We start from the raw sequence: 24,254 nt of genomic DNA, 5'->3' as shown, positions 1-24,254 counted from the left end.
GGCCGGACAACGGCGGTCAGCCTGCTGCTCCTGCAGACAGGGGTGCCCATGCGCTGCAAGCAGACCATGTCCTCGGCATGTGCGGCCTGCCCGACCAGAGCTTCACCAGGCCGCCCCTGCCGAACACATCGAGGATCGGGATGCCGCGGGGGCCGTAGTGCCGATGGTGCCTGGAGTTACGCGCGTTCGGCGTCGTGCCGTTCTCGTTGGTCGCTGGTCCAGTTCGGGTCGTGGAAGTCGGATCGGTTGCCGACGACGCCGGCGGAGAGCTTATCGAGGGCGGAAATCTGCTCGTCGGTGAGGGTGAGACGTGTCGCGCCGCTGTTTTCGTCGAGGCGGGTGGTGCGTCGGGTTCCGGGGGTGGGGACGACGGGGAGGCCGAGGCGGGCGGCGGCGGCGTAGAGCCAGGCGAGAGCGATCTGCGCGGGTGTTGCGCCTTGTGTGCGTGCGATCGCGGTCAGGGTGTCGACGATGGCCTGGTTGGTGGTGAAGGCGGAGCCGCTGAACCGGGTGAGGCCTGAGCGCCAGTCGTTCGCGAATACGGCGGGGGCTGTGAGTGTTCCGGTGAGGAAGCCGCGGCCAAGCGGTGAGTACGGGACGAATCCAATGCCGAGGCGGGCGGCGGCGGGGATGACGGCGCGTTCGACGTCGCGACTCCAGACGGACCCTTCGCTCTGGATCGCGGCGATCGGGTGGACACGGTGCGCGGCTTCGAGTTCTTCGGCGGTGGCTTCGGAGAGGCCGAGGTGGCGGACCTTTCCCGCGGTGACGAGTTCCGCCATCGCTCCGACGACGTCCTCGATCGGGATCGTCACGTCGCGGCGGTGCAGGTAGTAGAGGTCGATGGTGTCGATGCCGAGCCTGGTGAGGCTGGCGTTGATGGCTTGGCGGACGTACGCAGGGTCGTTGCGGGCGCGCAGGCTGCGGTCGTCGGTGCGGCCGATAATTCCGAATTTCGTCGCGATCGTCATCTCGTCCCGTCGGGTCGCGGCGACCTCTCCGATGGTGCGTTCGCTCTCCCCAGCGCCGTACATGTCGGAGGTATCGATGAAGGTCACGCCGCTATCGAGAGCGTGGTGAAGGACCGCGAGATTCTCCGCAGAGGTACTTGAGCCGTACACGCCGGTGAGGGCCATGGCGCCGAATCCGAGGACGCTGACGCTGAGATCGTCGCCGAGCGTCGTAAGTGGAAGTGACATGGCGGGATCTCCTTGAGGTCGAGGGACGGTTGTCGTGATCGGATCCGGCATCATTCGGCCCGAGAAGCCCTGGATCCGCAAGCGGAGCACTCAGGCGGCGATGCGGCCCGCGAGCAAATGGGCCTCTGCTCGTTCGAGGAACTCTTGGAACTGAGCGAATTCGGTGTCCGTGTACTCGGCGCGGAGATCGCTCTCGACCGCACGCACCTTCTCGTCAGACTCGACGGCGAGCGCGTGACCTTCCGGGGTGAGCTCATTGACGAGGACACGCGCGTGAAGGTCGGACACGTCCCGGGTGACCAGGTTCTTCCTCTCGAGGTTCCCGAGAATCGTAGCGATCGTCTGAGTCGAGACGAGCGCAGTGCGGGAGAGCTGCGCTGCGGACTGCCCGGGCACGTAGTGCAACACCATCAGGGTGACGTACTGCGGGAGAGTGAGGGAGAAGGAGCGCAGCGCGCGCGTCTTCGCTTGTTCGAGGAGTTGTTCGACGCGCTTGATACCGTTGCCGACCCTGGTCGACATCTCGGCTTGCAGCTGCTCGTGACCCGATAGCGGCATCAGTAAAGTCCTGTCTCTCCGGTGAACACTGATGCCTACGAGGTTACGCCGTTACGTTCTGTCTCTCCTGTGTCATTGCACTGTGGCTCGATCTGGTGCGATGACGTAGACGACGCGGTCGGCGACGTCGTCGGGCGGTCCGTCCATCGGCAGTGCGTAGCGGTCGGCGAGTTCCGCGAAGAACACTCCCTTGCTGTCATCGGCGATGTCGACGACGACGCCTCGCACCTCGAGATATCGGTAGGGCTGGGCGGGGTCGCTGATGCAGAGCGTGACGTGGGGGTCGCGGAGGATGTTGCGGTGCTTGTAGCGGGTGGTGGTTCCGGTGAGCCGCAGGTGCGTACCGTCCCAGGTGAACCACATCGGGTTGGTCTGTGGCCAGCCGTCGCTGCGGAGGGTCGTGAAGTGGCTGAAGACGGGCTTGGTGAGCAGGTCGAGGTGGCTGGACGGGATGACAGTGGTCATGCGTGCTCCTGTGCGAGGTCGAGGACCGAGGTGTGGGTGAGTTCTGCGAGGCGATCGGGGGTGAGCGTGCGTCCGGCGAACGCGATGTACCCGTCGGGGCGAACGAGAAGGATCCGTCCGCGTCGGATGGCGCCCGGGGTGGGTGGCCCGGTGCACAGTCGGGAGGCGCGGCGGTCGAGAGTGCGCAGGTGGAATCCGACGCGTCGCGCGCTATCGATGACGTCGTCCAAGTTGGGGTCATAGCGGTTGCCGTCGAAAAGCAGCGTGTACGTGTCGTCGGGAAGTGCGCGTCGCAACGAGGTGAGCCGCTCGTTGCTGACGTCGAAGATGTCGAGCGCGTCGATGAGTGTTCCCGCCGTGCTGCGGCTGCGCTGGTCTCTGTGACGCAGGCTGTCGTAGCGGTAACGCAGGCCCGCGAGGGTGGGCAGGTAGACCCTCGAGAAGTACGGGGTCCGTGCTACCGCGCGCAGCAGCAGGTCACGGAGGATGATCTGGTGCGGGCGGGTCAGCAGCCACAGTCGGGTCTGCTGGTCGGCGGCGTGGACGATCTGCTCGGCGATCGGGTGGCGTTCGAGCTCGTAGGTGCCGAGTAGGCGCTCGTGAGCGTGGTGATGGTGGACGCGCGCGATCTTCCAGGCAAGGTTGTGCGCGTCGGCGATGCCGGTGTTCAGTCCTTGGCCACCGGCGGGGCTATGGATGTGGGCAGCGTCCCCGATCAGGAAGGCACGCCCGTGCCGGATCCGGGCGGCTTGACGGGCGTGGACGGTGAACGCGCTGATCCAGCGGGCACTCGTGAGCCGAAGGGTGCCGGGGCCACGGTCGTCGATGATGCGTTGCACACCGGCGAGGTCGAGACGGTCCGGGTCGGTGTCGCGTGGCGCGGAGGTGAAAAAACGGACGCCGCCCTCGGGGAGCGCGGAGATGACCAGTATTCCGCGAGTGGAGCAGAAGTAGTGAGTTAGGGCGGGATCGAGATTTCCGTCGATAGTGGCATCGACGACGACGAACGTCGACGGATACGTGGCGCCGGCGAAGGGGATCTCCAGCGCCTTCCGTACCGCGCTTGAGGCCCCGTCCGCTCCGATCAAGTAGCCGGCCGAGATGGTCTCCGTCGTACCGTCGTGACGGAGGGCCCGCGCCGACGCGTGGTGGTCGTCGACGTCGATGCTGACGAGCTCGGTGCCGCGTTCGACGTGGATCCCGTGCTCGTTCAGCTCCGCCTCGAGGAAACGCTCTATGGCGGGTTGAGGAAGCACGGTGGCCCTGGCCTCGTTGGTGTAGGGGATCGTGACGAGCCGGCGGCCGTCGGAGTAGTAGCGCATGCCCTCCTGGTACTGACCCGCCAGCTCGAGCTGGCGCAGCGGATTGATCCGCTGGAACAACTCGAAGGTGCGCGGCCACACCCCAAGCGCCTTGCTGTGCCGGGACGCCTCCGGGAGACGGTCGATGATCCGGACTGGGACTGCGCGCCGGGTCAGCTCAACGGCCGCCATCAGGCCGGCGGGGCCGGCACCAACGATCAGCACCGGCACCTCATTCTGTAGCGGCATGGAGGTGCCGCTCACGCGACGGTGCTTTCACTACTGGCGGTGTCGTCCGCGACGGCGGTAGTGCCGGCCGAGCGGGGGCGGCGCATGATGATCAGCGTCGCTGCCGCCGTGGCGACGGCCAGGACGGTCATACCCCACAGCATCAGGTGGAACGCGTCGGTGAACGCGGACGCGAGGGCGGAGAAGATGTCCTCGTTCCCATCGGCGATCCCGGCGATGTTGCCGCTGAGCGCCTGGTTCGCCGCCTCGACGGCGTCGGATCCTGGGAGTGCCGTGCGCAGGGTGCTGTAGACGAGGGCGACGAGAACGGTGCCGACAACAGCGATGCCGACCGTCTCCCCGGCGAGCCGCGCGGTGTTGAACATGCCCGAGGCGGTGCCGGCCCGCTCAGGAGGGACGGAGGCGACGGCGGCGCCGTCGAGGATCCCCGCGGATAGTCCCATGCCGGCACCAATGAGTACGAGCGGGGGCACGAGGGCGAAGACGGGAGTGCCCGGGGTGATGACGGTGAGCAGCGCCGCCCCGGCACCGACCAACAGCAGAGAGATTGCCAGCAGCCAGCGGGCGCTGGCGCCGCGGGCGAGGAGCCGCCCGGCGAGCAGCGGCACCACGATGACCGGCACCGTCAGGATCGCCATCGTCCCCCCGACCGCCGCGGAGCTGAGGGCTGAGGTCGCGGTGAGATAGATCGGGAGGTAGATCAGCAGCGCCACGAACGAGAATGCTAGAGCGACCGGAATCAGGCACAGGGTGAAGAACCGCGGATTGCGTAGCAGGGCAAAATCGAACATCGGGTGTGCGCTGTGACGTTCGACCCAGACGAACAGCCCTCCGAGGAGGACGACCACGGCGCCGAGCGCGAGGACGAATGGGTGGGTCCAGCCCAGCTGCGGGCCCTGCATGATGCCGAGCACGAACGCGAACAGCGCCGGCGTGAACGTGACCGTGCCCGCCCAGTCGATGCGTGCCGCCGATGTGATGCGGGTTCCCGCCGGGACAGCGAGGGCGAGGAGGAAGACGACGATCGACACGATCAGGTGCGACCCGAAGACGGCCCGCCAGCCGAACGCTCCGACGAGTAGCCCGGAGAGAGAGGGCCCGATCGCCAGGCCCGCGCCGGCGGCGGAACCGAAGACCGCGAAGGCTGTCGCGAGGGCCTTCCCCGTGAAGGCGTTGGCGAGGAGGGCGCTGCCGGCGGTCAGCATGGCTGCCGCACCGATGCCAGACGCTCCCCGAGCCAGATCCAACAGCACGATGTCTTGAGTGAGGATGCTCGCGAGGGAGCAGAGCGCGAAGACCGCCGTGCCGGCGAGGAACACGCGCTTGCGCCCGAGGATGTCCGACAGGGAGCCGGCGACGAGCATAAACGCGGCGAAAGTCAGGTTGTAGGCGTTGACGACCCACTGCAGCTCGACAAGACCGGGCTGCAATTCGGAGTTGATCTGCGGGATCGCGACGGAGGTCCCGGTGAGGGACGCGGGGAGGATGAGAACGGCCAAGCAGGCCGTGATCAGGGTCAGCGTCTGCCGGGTCGGCGGCGCAATGGTGCTGGAGGTCACGGAGTCATCCTTCGGTCGTGCGGGTGGTGGAGCTGAGTGGTGCGGGAGTGCGCAACGGACACGAGATAGCGGTTCTCGATCGTGAAGGTGCGCAATATCCTGGCGTCGGTATGGTTTCGGCCGGTCTTGAGGAGAGCCTCGCGTTGCGTCCACCGGCGGTAGAGCCCGGTCAGCGTGTCCTCCGACGCCACCGCCGTACCGGGGAGGAGCCGGAGGGGGCGGCGAGGGAGGAGGGCTTCAATGTCGATGCCGACTGTTCCGTGCGGCGTGAGTGCGATCGCGACTCGGTCGGCGGAGTGCGAGAGGCTGAAGTCGACCGGAACGTGAGCGAAGCGGGGACGGCCGTGCGCAGCCCCGCAGCCGTCGCAGGTCCTGGTGATCGTGTCGGCGGCGGCCCGTTCGCCGTGCTCGCGCGCGACGAGCTCCCGCAGGCGTGCGACGGCGGTCACGGATTGCCTCGCCCGACGTTCGGCCATCCGGGCCGTGTGCTGAAGGTCCTCGGGGCGTAGCAGCGACCGTACCTCTGTGGCGTGTCGCACGACAGGGAACGTGTCGATGATCACGCCCTCGGCGCTCGTGCGGGTCATGGTGCCGCCAGGAGGTCGAGGACGCCACGGCCGGCTTTGTCCCCTGTCGCGCCGGTCGCGACGAGGTTTGAGGTGCCCCATTCTTTCTGGACCACCGCGGAATTGGTAGGATTACCGCGATGACCGAAAGGAAGGCCCGGGATGTCCAGTTCCCGTGGGAAGTATTCTCCGGAGTTCCGCGCGGAGGCAGTGCGCGAGGTGATTGATAGGTCGCGATCCGTCGCGGACGTCGCTCGAGAGCTCGGACTGGTTCCGCAGACCCTCACTAATTGGGTGGCTGCGCATCGCCGAAGCAGTGCCGGCGGCGAAGAAGAACTGACCGTTCAGGACAGGGCGCGAATAAAGGAACTCGAACGGCGGGTCCGCGAACTCGAAGAGGAAAACCTGTTTTTGGGAAAAGCATCCGCGTTCTTCGCGAAGAAGTTCCGCTAGCCGCCAAGCTCGAACTCATTCGCCGCGAAGAACGCGACCCCAGCCGCACGCTATCAATCCGCGGACTGTGCCAGGCGGTCGGCGTCAATCGATCTAGCTATTACGAATGGCGCGATCGCAAGACCTCCGCAACCGCTGAATGGCGTATAGGTATCACCGAACTCATCCGAACAGCCTTTCAGGCATCCGATGGCACCTACGGCTACCGCCGCATCACCGCGCAGCTGGCGCGGTGGGGCCGTCCAGTCGCCCACGAGACCGTCCGCCGGCTCATGCGCGCAGCAGGACTGGAACCCTGCCAGCCCAAGCCCTGGCGGCCGGTGACCACGACCCCAGGCGATCCGACTGACATCCCCGACCTCGTCAAGCGGGACTTCACCGCAAACCGACCCGGCTGCAAATGGGTCGGTGATATCACCTATATCCGCACCTGGGAAGGATGGGTCTACCTCGCGACCGTCCTCGACTGCTATTCAAAGAAGGTCGTCGGGTACGCCCTCGCCGACCACATGCGTACCGAACTCGTCAGCGAAGCTCTCGAAATGGCGGCAAGGAACCAGCCGAACCGGGCCGCGAAAACGATCTTCCACAGCGACCGCGGCTCCGTTTACACCTCCGCCGACTTCGGGAAACTCGCGAAGAAGCTCGACATCAGACAATCGATGGGCCGGACGGGAGTCTGCTGGGACAACGCGTGGGCCGAATCATTCAACGGAACACTGAAGAACGAGCGCTGCAATCGCACTCAATGAGGCTTATGCAAAATACGATTGATCGAGATGGATTTGCGCGTGTCGGTCACGAATAACACCGGCTAATCCGCTTTGATTGAAGAGCAGCCTCTAACAGAAACTCTTCGCAAAGGAACCAGCCGGTGCGCACACAGTCTACTACGGGAATGACGGCCGAGCACTACGCGATCCTCGCCGAACGGATCGAGAACGAGTTCATGTGGCGTCGGCGGCGAGGACGTCCGCGCAGACTTTCCCTCGAGGGAGCATTGCGGGTCACTCTTCTCTATTATCGCCAGAATGTGACCGAGCAGTTGATCGCTGATGTGGTCGGTGTCAGTCAGTCGACCGTGTCGCGAACGATCGCGTCGGTTGAGGCGATGCTCAATGTCGTGATAGACGACGAGCAACCGGACGTCGAGGCCGCGCTCCGCGGGACAACGGCCGTCATCGACGGCACGCTCCTGCCGTGCTGGTCCTGGTCGGACGCGCCAGAGCTGTACTCCGGGAAACACATGACCACGGGGCACAACTGCCAGGTCCTCGCCGATCTCTCCGGTCGGTTGATCCACATTTCGGATCCGATCGCGGGCAAGCATCACGATGCCCACGCGTTTCGAGAAACCGGGTTGGCCGACACCGTTAACCTCTCGAACACGCTGGCCGACAAAGGCTATCAAGGCACCGGAATGGTCACACCAATAAAGAAGAGGCCAAGCGAAGAACATCTGCCAAATTACGCCAAACACCACAATCGCTTCGTGAACACCCACCGCTACGTGATCGAGAGAACAATTGCTAGCATCAAGACCTGGCGGATATTCCACACCGACTACCGGCGGCCACTGCGCACCTTCCGAGATGCCTTCAACGCCGTCCGCGGACTCATCTTTTTCACTCGGCAAAAAACCAATTTTGCATAAGCCTCAATATCCGACAAGAGAGAAAGCGATCCGCGACGTGACACGGTACATCGAACTGCGTTACAATCAACAACGACTTCACTCGGGGCTTGACTATCGGACCCCGAACGAAGCCGAGCAGGCATGGCTCACCGAGAACCTCGCCGCGTAGACAACTATTCAACTGGTCCAGGAAACGTTGGGCAGCTCAGTCCTCGAGCATCGCGTGGGGCGGTTCGGCGTCGTCGGGGAATGCGTCGTGGAGGTTACGTTGGATGAGCAGAACCGTGTCCGCGCCGATGAGGTCGACGAGGCGGCAGGGTCCGAGCGGGAACCCGTACTTGTCCCGGAACACCGCATCGACCTGGCGTGCATCACCGAGTGACGTGGCAAGACCCAGCGCACGGTTCAGGTGCGGGATCAGGAGCCGGTTGACGATGAAACCCGGCGTGTCCCCGCTCCGGATCGCCGTCTTCCCCAGCTGCTCCACGAGCGCCAGCGCAGCATCGGTAATGGTCGGTTCGACATCGGCGGGGACGATGACCTCTATGAGAGGGCTGATGGGAGCGGGGTTGAAGAAGTGCAGCCCGATCAGGCGCCCCTGCAGCTCGAGGAGCTAGCAGCCGTCGCCGGCGGCGGTGTCGGTGAGGAACACCTCGCTGATCGCGTTCTTGTGCACCAGAGCGCGATCAATCGTCGACGAGTACTTCAGAGAAGGCGGCAGTTGCGAAATGAGAAACTCCTGGGAATGGGACGAGAGACACAGTACGAAGTAATGACAGTACTGTGATACCACATAGAGTAATGCCATGCAGTTGATGGGCGTGTACCGAGGCGCGAAACCAGCCCTCGAACGGCACACGCCCCCGTCACGAAAGGTGAGCCCATGAAGGCCCTGACCATCACACACTTCGGCGGACCGACGAGCCTTGAGATCCTCGACCTGCCCGCACCGGAGGCCGCGGCCGGTCAAGTCGTGATCGCGGTCGACGCGGCCGGCCTGGGCTATGTCGATTCGCTCTTCAGTCGCGGAGTGGTTCCGCTGACACTGCCATGGGCGTCCGGGATCGAGGTCGCCGGGCGCGTCATAACAATCGGCGAAGGAGTCACCGGCTTCCAGACTGGGGACCAGGTCGTCGCGTTAACGATCGTCGGCGGCGGTGGGCTGGCCGAGGAAGTCGCCGTTGATGCTCGACTCGTCGCCCCGCTGCCCAACGGCCTCGACCTCATCACGGCCGCATCCATACCCGCGAACACGACCGCCGCGCTCCTCGCCCTCCGCAGTGCCGGTGATGTGGCGGGCAGACGTGTCCTGGTCACATCGGCCGCGGGCGGCCTCGGCTCCCAGCTCGGTGCCCTCGCTCGCACTCTCGGGGCCACCGAGGTCGACGGGGTCGTCGGGTCCGAGTCGAAGCGCAGTGCGGCTGAAGCTCTCGGATACGACCACGTGTGGACGACGGCACAGCTCGGTGAGCTGCGCGAAGCGGGCCTCTACGACGTGATCGCCGATCCGGTCGGCGGGCCGGTCCGCGCCGACTCCCTCGAGCTGCTCGCCACCGGAGGCGTCCTCCTCGCCGTCGGGAACGCCGCGAACGGACCAGAGGTCCACGCTGGAATCGCCGCCCTGTGGATGCAGTCCAAGACCGTGAGCGGTCTCAACCTCGGAGCACTCGCAGCCACGCACCCGCACAAAGTCGGCCAGGCCCTCGCGGACGCCCTGGCCCTTCTCGCTGCCGGGCGCCTCAAGCCCCCGACGATTCACCAGGTCACCCTCGACTCAGCGGCAACCGCCATCGCGGCGATCGAGAGCGGCTCCACGGTCGGAAAGTACGTTCTCGTCCATCCTCAGACGCGGTGACCCACCACTAAGGTCACCGCCCCGATCAAGTAGCCCCGACCTCCGGTCAGAGGAGGTAGGGCCACCGTCAGGGGACCTTCGAACGCGGACGAGGGATCCAGTACTCCCGCTGGTCCTCCAGCTGCGCCCGCTCGGTGAGCAGCCGCTTCCGGTGGGCGCCGGTCGCGGGGGCGGTCGTCTCGATGTAGCCGCCGCCGACATTGTGGGAACTGCCCTCGATCTTCCGCGCGCATCCGCGAACGTCAGTATCGAGGCGGTCGATGCGGCAGGCGACCATCCGCGGCGCGTAGCGGGATTCGGTGGTCCCAACAGCGACATCGGCGCGAGCTCGGACGCGGGTGGCCTCACGGTCGGCCTCGACGCTGCGGCCCGTCGCGTTGCGGTGGCGCGTCTCGGAGTGGTAGCTCGCGCGACGTCGACCAGGACGATGACGTAGGCGTCGGACGCCATGTAGCCGACCCAGAGAGGTGAAGAAAACCCGCAGAGCGGGCCGCCGGGGCGGCCTCCAGTCGGGGGCGCATCGTGCCGCTGCGCGAGAGCACCCCCCCCCGAACGAGCCCGCCAGTGCAGAGGACGCGCGAAGGCGTGTGCCGAGGAGGTCGGCGGCCTGAGGCCGGGAATCGAGTAACGCGATGCGGCGTGAGGTTGGGACGATCATCTCGGCCACCTCGATCTCGATCGTCACGCACGCTGCGTCCTCGCTCCACGTAGCCGGCAGGAGGCGCGCGACCCCGGAGACGCTCACAGGATCGCCAACCCTGACGTTCGCCAGCGTCATCGCTGCCACGCGCGAACAGGAGAGGGCCGGTCACGAGGCGTAGCCGGCCCTCCGCGCGGGGGAGCAGGTGGGAAGGTGGTCGGTTCAGTCGACCGGAGAGACGCGGATGAGGGTGCCGTCGGGATCCGCGACCACGGATGTGCGCCCGAAGACGTCGTCGTGCGGCTCCTCGACGACGTGAACGCCCTTCCTGTCCAGGCGACGAAGGTTTCGTCCACGGCGGCGGCAGTACCGGGCACCATCAGACCGAGTTCGCTCGTGCGTGGAGTGCTCGGGACCGCGTGCTCGTTGCGACCGGTCCACAGTGCGAGCAGGACACCGGGGGCGATGGCGAAAGCGACGTAGCGCGGGGTGGTCATGGTGGGCGCGATCTCGAACAGGTCGCTATAGGAAGCGGGTCGCTGCCTCTGCATCGCTGACGTAGAGCAGGAACAGATTTGGTGCGGGCATGGAGAACTCCTCCGGTCGGTGGTCATCAGTACGAGACCAGCCGACCCGCTAATCACGACAGGGCCTGTCATTCGACGCTCTCGCCGATGAGGCGTCCAATGTCGGAGCGGAGCGGCCTCTGCTCGAGCGGCGTGGACCGTGAGCGCTGCATGTGCTCACGGTCTGCCGCGAGCTGGCTGCGCTCGGCAGCGATGCGGTCGATCGCGTGGGCATAGCTCGAGCTGGCGGGGTTGGTGAAGGCGTAGCCAGCCATGACGGGAGCGTCGTCGACGAGCTGGTCGAACAGCGGCAACATCTCGGGCTGGAGGAGGCCGACCGCGCGGACATGGGCGAGATCATCGTGCAGGTCGTCGAGCCAAGCGCGAGCGATCGAGGGCATGGGAGGGTGCAGCCGGCCAATCTCCAGCGCGGTCACGGCGCCATCGAGGACGTGGCCGTCGCCGCGGCGGTGTCCGTCATAAAGGGCCTGGCCAGCGCGGTTGTAGATGGTGATCCGGTCGACGGCGTCGGAGACCTCGGCCGCGGCGATGGTGCGTGGGGTGCCGGCGTATCCCCGCTCGTGCGCGTCCAGAGGAGTCCACCGGGCCTCTCCCCCGCGCCGAGCGTCAGCGACGGCCCGATGCAGGGTGGAATTGCGACTGACCGGCGCGGGGACAGCGAGGGCGACGACGTGCGTGAAGTAGCCGGCGCGGTGGAAGGCGTCGGCTTCGGCGAGGGTGATTTCGGGGCGCCGGAAGGTGCCCTCGACGAGGACGCTGTACCGGTGCTCGCGGGCGTAGTCGATGGCCATCCGCACCCATCTGCCGACGGCGGCATCGGTCGCCGGGGCCATGTTCGCAGGGTCAGTCGCGAGCAGCTGCTCGTACGCGGGATGGAACTGCCGGAACTCGTCGCCGACGAGAGGGATCGGTCGGGTCTGGGTGTGTCGGGCGAGGACTTCCTCGGAGGCGCGGGTCTTGCCCGCGCCAGGCTGGCCGCCGATGAGGATGATGACCGACCGATCAGACAGCGCAGCGTCGTTGAAGACGAGGGGCGCGATTTTGCTGCTGAAGATGCGCTCGAGGTCAGTCGGCGAGAGCTCGTAGTGGCTCTCGTCGATCACCGGGCGCGCAGCTCCTGCAGCTCGCTGTTGAAGCGGTCTGTTGCCGCGGAGATCTCCGCCGAGTCGCGGGTGGGAACCGCGCGGGCGGTATTACGGATCTCGATCATCCTCTGCATGCCGACGAGGTAGGCCGGATCGCTGGTGTCGTCCGGGAGACGGGCGGCGAAGAATCCGCTGAGCCTGGTGGCAGCCTCCCGCATGATGTCGTACTCGACGACGGTGTCGACGTCGACGGCTGGTGCTGTCACTGCGTGCATCGTCTGTGCCTCATTCCTCGTGGGTCGATTCTAACGGCCCGGGTTCGACGACGGTGAGGGCCGCATCCACATCCGCCCCCTCGTTGCTCATCAGCCATCGGGCCAGCCGATTCGAGGTCGGTAGTGAACCTCCCCGCTCAGCCCGGGTCGGACACGTCTCGACGCGGTGAAGCACCGGAAATCGATGGCAAGTAGCGCGGCAGCGCTGCGCGGCAGCACCTTGTGGGAGCCCACGCGCGCGCGTCGTAACTCACCTCGAGAAACGTGTCCGGAGCGGTCAGCATTGGCGCTCCTGCTGCGGACGTTTCCCCGGTGCTGGGGCAGTGTCGTACTCGGAACGGTCGAGTCCTTGGTCGCGCAGCGCGGCCGGCAGTTCCGTCGTCGTAGAGCCTCCAGGATCGCTGCGACCGGCGCCTCACTCGCCAGCGCCGTGTGCACCGACGTACCGAGCGCCGGGTCCGCGGCGACCAGCACGCTCGTCAGTACCCGCGCCGGCGCCCACGTCTCTTGACACACCGCCACCGCCTCCCTCATTCGGTCCTGCGTCCCGGGCGTCTGTCGGGCCGATTCGCGCAGCCACCACCTGTACCAAAAATCGGACCTCGCGCGTCCACCAACGTCGCCGCCTCTCGTCAAGGGAAACCACGTGATTCGCCCCGTCATCGAACGACCACCCGCCACACACGATCGCCGGGACGTTCCTCCACCCTGCAACGACCGGAAAGGCGGCATCCCGAGTCACGACTCCGCACCCCGGATCGAGGGGATACCTGACGACCGACGTACCTGCTTCCTCAGCGCCACCCCTCGTGTTTTCAGCGTCCGCCCGGCGCGTCGATCGGTCGCCTGCGGCCCGTGCCGAGTCAGCGCACGGGCCGCGAGCGCCGGATCAAGGCCGAGTCGCGACCCGCGGCTCAGGGCTGGGTGAACGCCACCTTCTGCACGCTCGTGCGCCCGTCGAGCGTGGTCGTCGTGATGCGCATGCTGTACGACCCGGCCGGCGCGACGGTGCCGTTGGTCAGACGTCCATCCCAGGCGAGCACCTGCCGGCCCGCGAGGTAGCGGATCGACGTGGTCAACTGCTTCGCCACGGAGCCCGACGCCGTGAGCACCGCGACGCTGGTCGTCGCGCCGTCGCCGGTCATCCAGTCGAGCGTCGTCGTGCCGCTGGGACGCGCCACTGCAGGCGCCGAGACAACGAACGTCGGCGTGCGGCCGAGCGTCACGGTCGCGTGCCCGTCGGCCACCGTCAGCGCCGTGCTGCCGCTGCTCGTGCGGATCGATGCCGCTGTGCCCGAGACCTGCACCGAAGCCGTCGACGGGCCGGCCGTGGAGAGCGCCTGCACCGTCTCGGTCGGCGTCTGCAGCACGGTGCCGTGCAGGTTCACTCCGTAGTCGGCCGTCACGTCGTCGATCGAGACCGTGCCGGAGGTGATGCCCGACATCGACCGGTAGACGAAGGCGTCCACGAGCTTCACCGGGTAGTCCCACACGCCGTCGCCGTCTCCGCCCGAATGGGTGTAGTTGGTGTTCAGCCCGTCCGAGAACAGGGTCATCTTCTGCCACGCCGGGCCACCGACATTGCCGACGAGGCCCTGGAAGGTCTCTCCGGTCGCGTCCTGGAGCTTCAGGTACACGGGGCTGGTGCTCGCGTCGCCGCGCACCCAAACCGAGACCGCCGTCGGCGAGCCGGGGAGGGCGCGCGAGGTGTGCAGCTGCGCGCCCTTCGAGCTACCGGAGAAGTCGTAGGTCAGCGTCAGTGCCCCCGAGCCCGAGTAGCCGGTCGAGGTGGCGGCGAGCGAGGCGCTCCCGCCGCCGATCGGCGCCACGGCCCATCCGCTCGTGGAGGAGAGGTCGTCGACCTTCACCGGCGAGGCGGAGGCGGTCGCGCTCGCCCGACCGACAGCGGTGCCGGTCGCGAGGACCGCGCCTACATCCTTGAGCGCGGCGTAGGAGGGTTTCTGCCGCCCGGAACGCTCGGTCACCGCGAAGGTGTCCAGCGGCGCCTGCGGGTCGGGGCCGCCGACGAGGTTGTACCACGCGATCGCCTTGATGCCGCGGGCCGCGGCGTCGAGGTAGGAGCGGGAGAGGTACGACGCCTGGTCGGCCTCGCTGGTCGCGCCGACGCAAGTGGTGCAGGTCGCCCAGCTGACCTCGGTGATCCACAGGCTCCGGCCCGGCGCGCTGCGGGTGAGGAAGTTCTGCGCCGCGTCGAGGTAGGTCGGGATTGCTCCGGTCTCGGGCGCCCCGTCGACCGTGTAGGTGTGCACGGCGAGCCCGTCGAACGAGTCGCCGGCTCCGGCTGCGAGCACGCCCGCCATGAACGGGTCGCTGAACTGGTCGAGCCCGCCGACCAGCACGGTTGCGGTCGGATCGACGGCCTTGATCGCCGCGGAGGCGGCCTTCAGCAGCTCGCCGTACTGGCCGGCCGTGGCTCCGCCGCGCCAGTAGTAGTCGGTGTTGGGCTCGTTCCACACCTCCCAGACGTGCACACGGTCCCTGTACCGGGCCACCGTCGCCGCCGCATAGGAGGCGAAGTCGGCGGTGCTGCTCGGCGGGTAGTACTGGGCGTCCTCGGCGGACGTGCCGGCCGGGGCGGAGGAGGCCCAGGGCGCGGAGTAGACGAGCTTGCCGATCATGTCGACGTTGCGCGCCTGGCTGATCGCGACGGCCTGGTCGAACTTCGCCCAGTCGTAGTAGCCCTTCCGCGGCTCGATGCGTTTCCACTCGAACTCCTCACGGGCCCAGCGCACCTGGGCACCCTCGAGGAGGGCGGCCTGCCGGTCCGCCTCGGCGGGCGAATCCTGCTCGGTGAGGAAGCTGTTGATGCCGCTGATCGAGGTGGGTGCCGCCTCGGTGACGCGGGCGCTCACTCCGGTGAGGTACGGGCGGGTCGCCGTGGCGGCTCCCGAGAGCGCGCCGTTCGCTGTCGTGTCCCAGGTGAGGCGCCCGGCGATGCTGCCGGACATCGCGGCTCCGCTGTCGTCGGTCCCGTCGTAGGTCACGCTGATCTCGCCCGCGGCGGAGGCGGTTCCGCCGTAGGTGCGAAGGCGTCCGGCGGAGTCGCGCAGCACGAGGGCGTAGTCGCCCGGGCTGCCGGCGCTGAAGCGGACGGCCGTCGTCGCCGCGGTCGAGCGCGAGAAGCGCGCGGCGCTCGCGGTCGGCAGTGTCCAGTCCTTGTCGAGCACGCGCAGATTGTCGAGGACGACCGAGCCAGTGGCCGGGGCCGAAGGGCCGTTGCGGACCACGGTGATCCGCACCAGCGAGACCGGGTAGTCGAGCACACTGTCGTCATTGCCGAGGTGGGTGTTCGCGGCCGGAGACCGGAGGTCGATCGTTGCGGTCGTCCACCGGCTGAGGCTCATCGCGTCGACGCGGTAGAAGAACATCTCGCCGGTGGCGTCGCGCAGCTTCAGGAACACGGTGTTCCAGCTGCTGTCGCCGAGCAGATCGACCTTGAGCGCGGTCGCGGGTTGCGTCAGCAGCGGTACCGGAGTGGTCGCGGGCTCGATCTCGGCGTCGGCCTGGGAAAGGTCGTAGGCGATCCGCAGCGCCCCCGAGCCCTCGGTGCGGCTGGTCGAGGTGGAGAGGGTGGCGCCACCAGCGGCCCCCACCCACTCGGTCCCGGCGGAGTCGAACGACTGCGCGAGGCTCACGTCGGCGTCGACCTCGGCGAGGGTCAGCAGCAGCGGGATCCCGCTGCGGGTCGCGTTCGAGGCGAGCGTGCCGTCGTTCGCGCCGTCCTGCGAGAAGACGCCGCTGACGTCGCCCCGCATCCGCGCCCCGGAGCCGTCGGAGCCGTCCCAGGGCACGGTGACCGAGCCGGCCGCCGCGGCGCGCCCGGTGATCGTCTTCAGGCGTCCCTCCGTATCGCGCAGCTCCAGCCGGTAGTCGCCCGGGCCGGCGGCCGTGAACGAGAACGAGGTGGTCGCCGAGGCGGCCGGCGTGAAGAATGAGCTCGCCGCGGTCGGCAGGGACCAGCCGGAGGCGAGGGTGCGCAGGTTGTCGAGCACGACGGTCCCGGTCGCGGGCTGACTGCCGTTGCGCACGATGATGACGCCCGAGAGCTTCACCGGGAAGTCGAGCACCTGGTCGCCGTCGCCGCCCTCGATCAGGGCGGCCGGAGCGGTGAGGTCGACGTCGAGCGTCGCCCACGCCGTCGATCGCATCGCGTCGAGCCGGTACGTGAAGGTCTCACCAGAGGCGTCGCGGAGCCGCGTATAGACGGTGTTATAGGTACCGTCGCCCCTGAGGTCGATCCGGAGCGACGTGGCCGGTTTCACGATCACGGTCGCGGGGGTGCTCTGCACCGTCTCGACCAGCCCCGAGGACACGTCGTAGTCGATCCGCTGGGCGAAGGAGCCCTGCGTCTTCTGCGCGCTGGTGCGCGAGATCGCCGCCGAGCCCATCGCCACTCCCCAGGTCGACGCCGCGCCCTCGAAGCCCTCGACCACGCTGGTCGTCGACGGTTGAGCCGCGGCGACGGTGAGCAGGGTCGGAGTCGCGGAGCGGGTCCGCGAGGCAGAGAACGCTCCGTCGGGGCTGGAGTCTTGCAGGAAGGTGCTGCGGATCGGGCCGTCCATCTCCTGGCCGTCGTCGGCCTTCCCGTCCCACTGCACGGCGGTCTCGCCGGGCTCGGCGAGGGTGCCGGTGAGCGAGCGGCTGCGGCCGGTGCCGTCGCGCAGGACGATCATCCAGTCGCCGGCGGTGGCGGCCGAGAAGGCGAGGCTCGCGAGGGCGCTCTCCGACGGCACGAGGAACTCGGTGTCCGCGACGGGCATGGTCCACCGGCTGCTCACCGCGCGCAGGTTGTCGAGCACGAAGGAGCCCGTGGCCGACTGCTCGCCGTTGCGCACGACGTAGAAGCCGGTCAGCGTCAGCGGCATGTCGAGCACGGAGTCGGCGTTGCCGCCCTCGGCGAGCACCGCATCCTGGGTCAGGTCGATCGGCACCGTGGTCCAGGTGCTCTGCCGCATCGCGTCCATTCGGTAGGTGAACGCCTCGCCGCTCGCGTCGGTGACTCGGAGGTAGACCGTGTTGTAGCTGCCGTCGCCCTTGAGGTCGACCTTCAGCGCGGTGACCGGGCCGGTCGCGACGTCGAGCGGTGCGGTGCGGGTGATGCCGGCCATGCCGTCGGTGAGGTCGTAGTCGACGGCCAACGCGTCAGTGCCCTGCGTGCTGGCCGCCCCGCCCTTCGCAGCGGCCGCGGAGGCACGGCGCAGCGTCGCGGATCCGGTAGCCACCCCCCAACCATCGTCGCCGCCGTCGAAGGCCTCGACCACCGAGGTCGCAGCGGGGTCGTCCGCGGCGGCGAGGGTCACCAGGAGCGGGACACCGGTCGTGGTCGCGGCGCCGAGGGAGCCGTCCGCGGAGTCGTCCTGGCGGAGGACCGCGCGCACGTCGCCGCTCATTGCGGCGCCGGAGCCATCGAGGCCGTCCCAGTCGAGGGCGACGGGCCCGGCGGCGTCGACCGTGCCGGTGAGGGTGCGCGAGAGCCCGGCAGCGTCCGCGAGCCGCAGCTCCCAGTCGCCCGCCGCGCCGGCGTCGAACGAGAGCGCTGCGCTCTGCCCGGCGGCGACGTAGGTGGACGCGGCGACGGGGAGGGTCCAGCCGGTGGTGTCCGCGCGCAGATTGTCGAGGGCGAAGGAGCCGATGGGCGGCTGCGCGCCGTTGCGCACCACGAGGACGCCGGCGACGGTGAGCGGCGCGTCCATCACGGCGTTGCCGTCGCCGCCGTCACGGGCCACCGGCTCCGCGGTGAGGTCTACGGTGAGCGTCTGCCACTGGGTCGAGCGCATCGCGTCCACGCGGTGCACGAAGGTCTCACCGCTCGCGTCGCGGATCCGCAGATAGACGGTGTTGTAGGAGCCGTCGCCCCGGAGATCGACCGTCAGGGCCGAGGCGGGTGCGGGGACAACGGGCGCCTGCAGCGGGTCGTAGCCGAGCTCGGCGAGTCCGCCCGTCACGTCGTACGAGACCTCGACGGAGGAGTCACCCTCCGTGCTGTCGCCGGAGGCAGCCGTGGAGGCCGTGCCCGTGGCCGCCGCGAGCGCCGGCGCACCGCTCTCGAAGCCGGTGACAAGAGCGGTGGTGGGAGTCGCGGCCAGCGCGACGCTCGGCGCCGTGAGCAGGGTTCCGACGAGAGCGGCGGTGACGAGGAAGACGGTTCGGGCACGGGACATGGGGGCACTCCGCTGGGCGTCGGGTCGAGGATCGAGCGCTCACCTGGGGGAGGGCGAGCCAGTCGCATCGACGACCTGCGCGTCACGCTAGGTCCGACCGGGTGCGGGCACCGGATGCGGAGGAAATCTCGACCTGTGGGCACTCGAAGAGGGGTGGCGGGCACGAGTGGATCCCGTCGGGCGATATCACGAGGGTCGATCCGCACGCCAGCTCTCGCGCAGAAAGGAGGCGGGGTGGCGAGGGGAACGCTACCGCGTGGGGCACTCCAGCGCACTCTCCGGTTCGTGCATGTGCTCTCAGGTCCAGTCGAGAGCGGAGCGCTCGGCCCAGTAGCGGGCCGGATCCACGGCGAGCGCCGGGAGCGCCGCGAGCGCGAGCGGACGCGCGCGCAGGTTCGCCAGCAGCTGCTCCGCCGTCGCCGCTCCGCTCAGGACGACCTCGGCCCAGGGCTGCGCGAGGGCGGCGCCCAGGGCGAGCGCGTCGGGCGGAGTCTCCCCGTCGGCGTCGATCGGATGCACGACGAGGCGCCCGTTCGCGAGCGCCTCCTTCACCACCACCAGCCAGCCGTCGTCGTGCGCGGCGGCGAGCGCGTCGCCGGCCGACTGCTCGAGCGGATTCCAGGTGCTCTGCACCGCGCTGAACGGCGACTCCGGAATCGCCCGAGCGAGCTCGATCACGCGCCCTTGCGCGGGTCCGCTGGTCGAGAGGCCGACCCGCACTCCGGAGCCGGCGAGGCCGCGCAGGCGGTCGAGCAGCGGCCGGTCAGTAAGAGCCGGGCTCTCGGGGGTGATCGAGTGGACGAGGTAGGAGTCGGGTGCGGAGCCGAGCGCGTCGACCGTGAGCGGCCACTGCCGGTCGAGCATCGCGACCGAGTGCTCCTTGCGCTCGTGGACCGACGCGTCCATCGCCCACCCGCCGACGTACTCGTAGCCCCACTTCGACTCGATCCTCAGCGCGGCCCGCCGCTCGGGGTGCCGCGCGAGCCAGTCGCCGAGGAACTCCTCCGCTCGCCCGTAGGAGCGCGCAGCGTCGATGAAGCGGACGCCCGTGTCCCACGCCGCGTCGAGCAGCCGATGCGTGCGCTCGCGGAGCACCTCGACGCTCCGCTCCGACGCGGGCCCGAGGTCGCCGTCGCGGCCCGCCGTGATGTAGGCCGGTCGGCCGACGGCGGCCAACCCGATCCCGATCCGCCGCGCGGTCGCCGCTCGCCCGGCCTCGTCCTGCCCGGCGTCATCCTGCCCGCTCATTGCGCCCGTCCCGTCCTGTCGACCCGCCACGCCCCACGGTACGGCCCCGGCAACCGCTAGCGTCGAGCGGTGACATCCGACCTCGACCGCAGCATCCTCCGGCTCGCCGTCCCCGCGCTGGGTTCGTTGGTCGCCGAGCCGCTGTTCCTCCTCACCGACTCCGCTCTGGTGGGGCACCTGGGCGCGGTTCCGCTGGCGGGGCTCGCGCTGGGCGGCGCGGTGCTGCAGACCGTCGTCGGCCTGATGGTGTTCCTCGCCTACAGCACGACTCCGCGGGTCGGGCGGGCGCTCGGCGAGGGCGACGAGCGCAGGGCCGTGGCGGCCGGGATCGACGGCGGGTGGCTGGCCCTGCTGCTCGGCGCGGGTATCGCCGTGGTCGGCGCGCTGAGCGCTCCGGTCGTCGTCGCGCTCTTCGGGGCGGAGCCGGCAGTTGCCGAGGCGGGCGTGCGGTACCTGTCGGTGAGCATGGCCGGGATCCCCGCCATGCTCGGCGTCTTCGCGCTCACCGGGCTGCTGCGCGGCTTCCAGGACACCCGCACCCCGCTCGTGATTGCGGCCGGCGGATTCGCGCTCAACGCCGCCCTGAACGCCGTGCTGATCTACCCGGCCGGCCTGGGGATAACCGGCTCCGCGCTGGGGACGGTGATCGCGCAGTGGGCCATGCTCGCCGCCTACGCGCGAGTGGCACTGCGACTGGCCCGGCGGGTCGGCGCGCCGCTGCGGCCGCACCTCGCGGGACTGCTCTCCTCCGCGGGATCGGGGGGCTGGATGCTGCTGCGCACCGCGAGCCTGCGCGCGGCGATCCTGCTCGCGGTCGCCACCGCCACCTCGCTCGGGGCGGAGGAGCTCGGCGCCTTCCAAGTGGCGATGACGCTGTTCTCGACGGTCGCCTTCGCCCTGGACGCCGTGGCGATCGCCGCACAGGCGCTCCTTGGCCGCCTCCTCGGCGAGGGCGATGCCAAGCGGGCGCGCGCTGTCACGAAACGCTGCGTGACCTGGGGAATCGGCACCGGAGTGGTCCTCGGCGCGATAGTCACCGGCCTGAGTGGTGTCCTGCCGTACGTCTTCTCAAGCGACCAGGAGGTGCTGCGGCTGCTCCCCGCGGCGATCGCGGTCGTGGGCCTGACGGCTCCGCTGGGCGGCTACGTCTTCGTGCTCGACGGTGTGCTGATCGGCGCCGGAGACGGCCGCTACCTCGCACTCAGCGGCCTGGCGAACCTCGCCGTCTTCGTCCCGCTGGCCCTGCTCGCGCCGGCCGCGCCCGGCGAGTGGCGCCTCCTCGCGCTCTGGCTCGCCTTCTCCGTCGGCTACCTGGGCGCCCGCGCGCTCACCCTCGGACTCCGGGTCCGCAGCGACGTCTGGCTTCGCTGAGCGCTCCGCGAGCCTCTGAACACACCCGTGGAGACGGGAGACGCCTGCGAGTAAGTCCGTGGACAACTCCGCTCAGCGCGGCGGGGCGCTGGTATTCCCGCGGTGGAAGACGGCATGGAAGCAGACCGCCTCCGCCTCCTCGTCCGCCAGGAGCGCGACCGCCGCCCGGCCCGCCGCGCGGCCCTTCTCGACCGCGGGCTGCGCCATCGTCGTCAGGTCGTACTCGGCGGCGAGCCCGGGCACCTGCACGCCGTCGAAGCCGACCACGGAGAGGTCCGCGGGCACGCGCAGCCCGCGCTCCTCCGCCGCCAGGATCACGCCCGCCGCGAGCAGGTCGCTCTGCGCGATGACCGCGGTCGGCACCTCCTCGCCCTCGAGCAGCGTCCGGCCGGCGGCCACCCCCTCGTCGACCGAACTCGCGGCGGCCGCGACGACGAGCGCCTCCGGGAACACGTCCTGGACGCCGAGGAGCCGGTCGACCGGAGTGATGCTGGGGCTCGCGCGCCAGTCCGCCGGGATCGCACCGCGACGCCGATCCTTGGCGAAGGGGAGTGAGACCACGGCGACGCGCCCGTGGCCGAGCTCGCGCAGGTGCTCGGCGAGAGTGCGGCTGGCCTCGCGATTGTCGAGCGAGATCACGGCGCCGCTCAGCCCCGAGAGGCCCTCGACCACGATCACGGGCACCCCTCGACGGCGCAGCACTGCGACGGAGTCGTCGACCGACGGGCTGCACGCGACCAGGATCATCGCGTCCACGGGCGCGGTCGCCAGCAATCCTGCTCCGTTCTCTGTCTCGGTGAGCAGCAGGATGCCCGCGTCGACCCCGCCCAGCACGTCGGCGATCCCGTCGAGCATCGCGATCTTGATCGGGTCGCGGAACGCGTGCAGCATCCGCTCGTCGACGACGACCCCGACGATCCCGGAGCGGCCGCGGCGGAGCGAGCGCGCCCGCGGGTCCGGGCCGGCGTAGTCGAGCTCGGCGGCGGCGCGCAGCACCCGCTCCTTCGTCGCCTCCGAGACGGGGCCGGAGCCACTGAAGACCAGCGAGGCAGTGGAGGGGGACACTCCGGCCCGGCTCGCGACGCGGGCGAGCGTCGGCCGGGGGCTCTTGCGGGGTTCCACGTTCCTCCTCGTGGGGGCGGCGTGCTCGTCGTCGGTTGACCGTCCCCGGGGTTCCGGATAGCTTAGACCGGCCCGCTTCGAATCGATTCGACCGTGCCTCTCGATCCGGTGTCCGGATCCCGCCCGCATCAGGAGAACCGCCATGACATCGACGTCCGCGCTCACCCGCCCTCAGCTCGTCGCCTGGCGCAACGCGGTCTTCACGATCTTCGTCCTCAGCGGGATCTCGATCGCCACCTGGGTCTCGCGCACCCCCGCGATCCGCGACGAACTCCAGCTCTCGACCGCCGGAGTCGGCCTGCTGATCCTCTCGATGTCGATCGGCGCGATCGTCGGCCTCGCGCTCTCGACCCCCGTAATGGGCGCGATCGGCGCGCGGCGCGGCATGGCGCTCGGCCTCACCGTCTCGGCGGCCGGCCTGGCGGCGCTCGGCGTCTCGGCCGACGTGATCGGCGTCCTCCCCGCGGCCTTCGCCGGCATGGCGATGCTCGGCTTCGGCAACGGAGCGGTCGACGTGATGATGAACGTCGAGGGAGCCGCGAACGAGGCTGCCTTCGGCAAGACCCTCCTGCCCCTGTTCCACGCCTTCTTCAGCCTCGGGACCGTCGCCGGCGCGCTGATCGGCGCGGGCGCCTCCGCTCTGGCCGTCCCCGTGGCCGCCCACCTCGGCGCGATCGCCGTGCTGATCGTCGTCACGGCGGTCATCGCGATCCGCTTCGTCCCCGTCCGCGAGGAGCTGGACACCGCCGGCGCGGCGACCACAGTGAAGCCGCCCGTGCGCGAGCGCGTCGCCGCCTCCCTCGGCGTCTGGCGGGACGGGCGCCTCGTCCTGATCGGCCTGATCATGCTGGGCATGGCCTTCGCGGAGGGCTCCGCGAACGACTGGCTGACCCTCGCGATGGTCGACGGCCACGGCACCGACAAGACCACCGCCGCCGTCGTGTTCGGTGTCTTCGTCGCCGCGATGACCGTCGGACGCGTGATCGGCGGCCCGGTGCTCGACCGCTTCGGCCGCGTCCCGGTGCTGCGCGCCTCCGCCGGACTCGCGATCGCGGGCATCCTGCTGTTCATCCTCGCCCCGGTCGACGCGCTCGTGATCGTGGGCGCGGTGGCCTGGGGCCTGGGCTGCTCGCTCGGCTTCCCGGTGGGCATGTCGGCCGCGGCGGAGGGACCGCACTCGGCCGCCCGCGTCAGCGCGGTCGCGATGCTCGGGTACGTCGCGTTCCTGGTCGGACCGCCGGCGATCGGCTTCCTCGGCGAGCACTACGGGCTGCTGAACGCCCTCTTCCTGGTGCTGGCCCTGGTCGTCGTGGCGGGGCTCGCCTCCCCCGCCGCCCGCAGCCGCCGCTGACGCCGCTGACGCCGGGGCAGCCGGCCTGCCCCCTCCCTCTTCCCGCGCCTCCCCCTCCACCTCCCCCTCCACCTCCCTCCCGCTCCCCTCCCGCTCCCCTCCCGCTCCTCCCGCTCCTCCCTGTCCCACGTGCGATGTGCAGGGGATCCGCACCAGAGATCGCTCTCCTCCGCATAATCCGCTTCCCGCGGTCGAGATCCCCTGCACATCACACCGTTCCCCTGCACATCGCACTCTCCCCCGCGGGTACCCTCCCCTGCTGATCACGCCCTCCCCTGCGCATCGGACCGGGACCTGCGAATCGGACCAGGGCTTCTCCCTGGCGCCGGCCCTGATCGTGCTGGTGGGGCCTACTCCGCACACCCGCAGTCGCTCCTCTCACCGCCTCCCCACCTGGCCTTCACGTGCGATATGCAGGGGATCCGCACCAGAGATCGTTTGCCTCCGCATAATTCGCTTCCCGCGGTCGAGATCCCCTGCGAATCGCACGGGGGCCTGCACATCGCACGGGGGCCTGCGAATCGGACGGGGCGCGGCGAGGGGCGCGCGCCT

20 protein-coding genes are annotated in these 24,254 nt (G+C 69.2%); 6 read left to right on the top strand and 14 right to left on the bottom strand.

What is annotated here, in order from left to right:
* Nucleotides 1–176: 176 nt before the first annotated feature.
* The 6 genes from A6122_RS00365 to A6122_RS16875 all read right to left on the bottom strand — a co-directional run bounded on the left by A6122_RS00365 (nucleotide 177) and on the right by A6122_RS16875 (nucleotide 5,780).
* Nucleotides 177–1,199 carry an aldo/keto reductase gene (locus A6122_RS00365; protein WP_068250185.1) on the bottom strand — a complete coding sequence of 341 codons (1,023 nt, stop codon included), beginning with the start codon at nucleotides 1,197–1,199 and terminating at the stop codon, nucleotides 177–179.
* 90 nt (nucleotides 1,200–1,289) lie between these two features.
* Nucleotides 1,290–1,757, bottom strand: a complete 468-nt coding sequence (locus tag A6122_RS00360) for a MarR family winged helix-turn-helix transcriptional regulator (protein ID WP_068250182.1) — start codon at nucleotides 1,755–1,757, stop codon at nucleotides 1,290–1,292.
* Between the two features lie 72 nt (nucleotides 1,758–1,829).
* Nucleotides 1,830–2,222 carry a PPOX class F420-dependent oxidoreductase gene (locus A6122_RS00355; protein ID WP_068250179.1) on the bottom strand — a complete coding sequence of 131 codons (393 nt, stop codon included), beginning with the start codon at nucleotides 2,220–2,222 and terminating at the stop codon, nucleotides 1,830–1,832.
* Nucleotides 2,219–3,787 (bottom strand): FAD-dependent monooxygenase, encoded by a 1,569-nt coding sequence (locus tag A6122_RS00350; RefSeq protein ID WP_068250178.1) that lies wholly within the window; start codon nucleotides 3,785–3,787, stop codon nucleotides 2,219–2,221. Before A6122_RS00350 ends, A6122_RS00355 begins: the two co-directional genes overlap by 4 nt.
* Complete coding sequence (locus A6122_RS00345) at nucleotides 3,784–5,331, bottom strand: MFS transporter (protein ID WP_068250175.1); 1,548 nt, start codon at nucleotides 5,329–5,331, stop codon at nucleotides 3,784–3,786. The genes A6122_RS00350 and A6122_RS00345 overlap by 4 nt, the downstream gene beginning before the upstream one ends.
* On the bottom strand, nucleotides 5,328–5,780 hold the full coding sequence (locus A6122_RS16875) for a 4'-phosphopantetheinyl transferase family protein (protein ID WP_167542318.1): 453 nt from the start codon (nucleotides 5,778–5,780) through the stop codon (nucleotides 5,328–5,330). The genes A6122_RS00345 and A6122_RS16875 overlap by 4 nt, the downstream gene beginning before the upstream one ends.
* Before the next feature lie 279 nt (nucleotides 5,781–6,059).
* Here A6122_RS16875 and A6122_RS15335 point away from each other — a divergent pair, with 279 nt between their 5' ends.
* The 3 genes from A6122_RS15335 to A6122_RS00330 all read left to right on the top strand — a co-directional run bounded on the left by A6122_RS15335 (nucleotide 6,060) and on the right by A6122_RS00330 (nucleotide 8,004).
* On the top strand, nucleotides 6,060–6,350 hold the full coding sequence (locus A6122_RS15335; protein ID WP_084415695.1) for a transposase: 291 nt from the start codon (nucleotides 6,060–6,062) through the stop codon (nucleotides 6,348–6,350).
* Complete coding sequence (locus tag A6122_RS17175) at nucleotides 6,320–7,102, top strand: IS3 family transposase (RefSeq protein ID WP_237358296.1); 783 nt, start codon at nucleotides 6,320–6,322, stop codon at nucleotides 7,100–7,102. Before A6122_RS15335 ends, A6122_RS17175 begins: the two co-directional genes overlap by 31 nt.
* Before the next feature lie 146 nt (nucleotides 7,103–7,248).
* Nucleotides 7,249–8,004 carry a transposase family protein gene (locus tag A6122_RS00330; RefSeq protein ID WP_084415693.1) on the top strand — a complete coding sequence of 252 codons (756 nt, stop codon included), beginning with the start codon at nucleotides 7,249–7,251 and terminating at the stop codon, nucleotides 8,002–8,004.
* Nucleotides 8,005–8,191: 187 nt separating this feature from the next.
* On the opposite strand, the gene A6122_RS00325 is transcribed toward A6122_RS00330, so the two are convergent.
* Nucleotides 8,192–8,575, bottom strand: coding sequence for a 3-hydroxyacyl-CoA dehydrogenase family protein (locus A6122_RS00325; protein ID WP_257722324.1), 384 nt, complete (start codon nucleotides 8,573–8,575; stop codon nucleotides 8,192–8,194).
* Nucleotides 8,576–8,869: 294 nt separating this feature from the next.
* Here A6122_RS00325 and A6122_RS00320 point away from each other — a divergent pair, with 294 nt between their 5' ends.
* Nucleotides 8,870–9,841: a quinone oxidoreductase family protein gene (locus A6122_RS00320; RefSeq protein WP_068250167.1), complete on the top strand. Its 972-nt coding sequence runs from the start codon at nucleotides 8,870–8,872 to the stop codon at nucleotides 9,839–9,841.
* Nucleotides 9,842–9,908: 67 nt separating this feature from the next.
* Here the strand turns inward: A6122_RS00320 and A6122_RS00315 are convergent, their stop codons facing one another.
* From A6122_RS00315 to A6122_RS00290, 6 genes are all read right to left on the bottom strand, one after another.
* On the bottom strand, nucleotides 9,909–10,118 hold the full coding sequence (locus tag A6122_RS00315) for a hypothetical protein (RefSeq protein WP_068250163.1): 210 nt from the start codon (nucleotides 10,116–10,118) through the stop codon (nucleotides 9,909–9,911).
* Between the two features lie 585 nt (nucleotides 10,119–10,703).
* On the bottom strand, nucleotides 10,704–10,922 hold the full coding sequence (locus tag A6122_RS17610) for a VOC family protein (RefSeq protein ID WP_373408565.1): 219 nt from the start codon (nucleotides 10,920–10,922) through the stop codon (nucleotides 10,704–10,706).
* A gap of 214 nt (nucleotides 10,923–11,136) precedes the next feature.
* Entirely contained in the window at nucleotides 11,137–12,171 is a 1,035-nt protein-coding gene (locus A6122_RS00305; protein WP_068250160.1) for a zeta toxin family protein, read from the bottom strand.
* Nucleotides 12,168–12,419 carry a hypothetical protein gene (locus tag A6122_RS00300; RefSeq protein WP_146085031.1) on the bottom strand — a complete coding sequence of 84 codons (252 nt, stop codon included), beginning with the start codon at nucleotides 12,417–12,419 and terminating at the stop codon, nucleotides 12,168–12,170. The genes A6122_RS00305 and A6122_RS00300 overlap by 4 nt, the downstream gene beginning before the upstream one ends.
* Nucleotides 12,420–13,342: 923 nt before the next feature.
* Nucleotides 13,343–18,610, bottom strand: coding sequence for a cellulase family glycosylhydrolase (locus A6122_RS00295; protein WP_068250156.1), 5,268 nt, complete (start codon nucleotides 18,608–18,610; stop codon nucleotides 13,343–13,345).
* 297 nt (nucleotides 18,611–18,907) lie between these two features.
* Complete coding sequence (locus A6122_RS00290) at nucleotides 18,908–19,858, bottom strand: aldo/keto reductase (RefSeq protein WP_068250154.1); 951 nt, start codon at nucleotides 19,856–19,858, stop codon at nucleotides 18,908–18,910.
* A gap of 69 nt (nucleotides 19,859–19,927) precedes the next feature.
* On the opposite strand from A6122_RS00290, the gene A6122_RS00285 reads away from it, so the two are divergent.
* Nucleotides 19,928–21,229 carry an MATE family efflux transporter gene (locus tag A6122_RS00285; RefSeq protein WP_068250151.1) on the top strand — a complete coding sequence of 434 codons (1,302 nt, stop codon included), beginning with the start codon at nucleotides 19,928–19,930 and terminating at the stop codon, nucleotides 21,227–21,229.
* A gap of 72 nt (nucleotides 21,230–21,301) precedes the next feature.
* On the opposite strand, the gene A6122_RS00280 is transcribed toward A6122_RS00285, so the two are convergent.
* Complete coding sequence (locus A6122_RS00280; RefSeq protein WP_068250149.1) at nucleotides 21,302–22,351, bottom strand: LacI family DNA-binding transcriptional regulator; 1,050 nt, start codon at nucleotides 22,349–22,351, stop codon at nucleotides 21,302–21,304.
* A 142-nt stretch (nucleotides 22,352–22,493) separates the two neighbouring features.
* Here A6122_RS00280 and A6122_RS00275 point away from each other — a divergent pair, with 142 nt between their 5' ends.
* Nucleotides 22,494–23,702, top strand: a complete 1,209-nt coding sequence (locus A6122_RS00275; protein WP_068250147.1) for an MFS transporter — start codon at nucleotides 22,494–22,496, stop codon at nucleotides 23,700–23,702.
* Nucleotides 23,703–24,254: the final 552 nt, after the last annotated feature.

Origin of the sequence: Rathayibacter tritici, assembly GCF_001641005.1 — a bacterium.
Taxonomy (GTDB): Bacteria; Actinomycetota; Actinomycetes; order Actinomycetales; family Microbacteriaceae; genus Rathayibacter; species Rathayibacter tritici.
This window is presented reverse-complemented; position numbering and strand designations above follow the sequence as displayed.

Coding starts and splice junctions, on each gene's coding strand:
- A6122_RS00365 (WP_068250185.1), bottom strand. CDS start 1,199: ATGTCACTTCCACTTACGACGCTCGGCGACGATCTCAGCGTCAGCGTC.
- A6122_RS00360 (WP_068250182.1), bottom strand. CDS start 1,757: ATGCCGCTATCGGGTCACGAGCAGCTGCAAGCCGAGATGTCGACCAGG.
- A6122_RS00355 (WP_068250179.1), bottom strand. CDS start 2,222: ATGACCACTGTCATCCCGTCCAGCCACCTCGACCTGCTCACCAAGCCC.
- A6122_RS15335 (WP_084415695.1), top strand. CDS start 6,060: ATGTCCAGTTCCCGTGGGAAGTATTCTCCGGAGTTCCGCGCGGAGGCA.
- A6122_RS00330 (WP_084415693.1), top strand. CDS start 7,249: ATGACGGCCGAGCACTACGCGATCCTCGCCGAACGGATCGAGAACGAG.
- A6122_RS00320 (WP_068250167.1), top strand. CDS start 8,870: ATGAAGGCCCTGACCATCACACACTTCGGCGGACCGACGAGCCTTGAG.
- A6122_RS00315 (WP_068250163.1), bottom strand. CDS start 10,118: ATGGTCGCCTGCCGCATCGACCGCCTCGATACTGACGTTCGCGGATGC.
- A6122_RS00295 (WP_068250156.1), bottom strand. CDS start 18,610: ATGTCCCGTGCCCGAACCGTCTTCCTCGTCACCGCCGCTCTCGTCGGA.
- A6122_RS00290 (WP_068250154.1), bottom strand. CDS start 19,858: ATGAGCGGGCAGGATGACGCCGGGCAGGACGAGGCCGGGCGAGCGGCG.
- A6122_RS00275 (WP_068250147.1), top strand. CDS start 22,494: ATGACATCGACGTCCGCGCTCACCCGCCCTCAGCTCGTCGCCTGGCGC.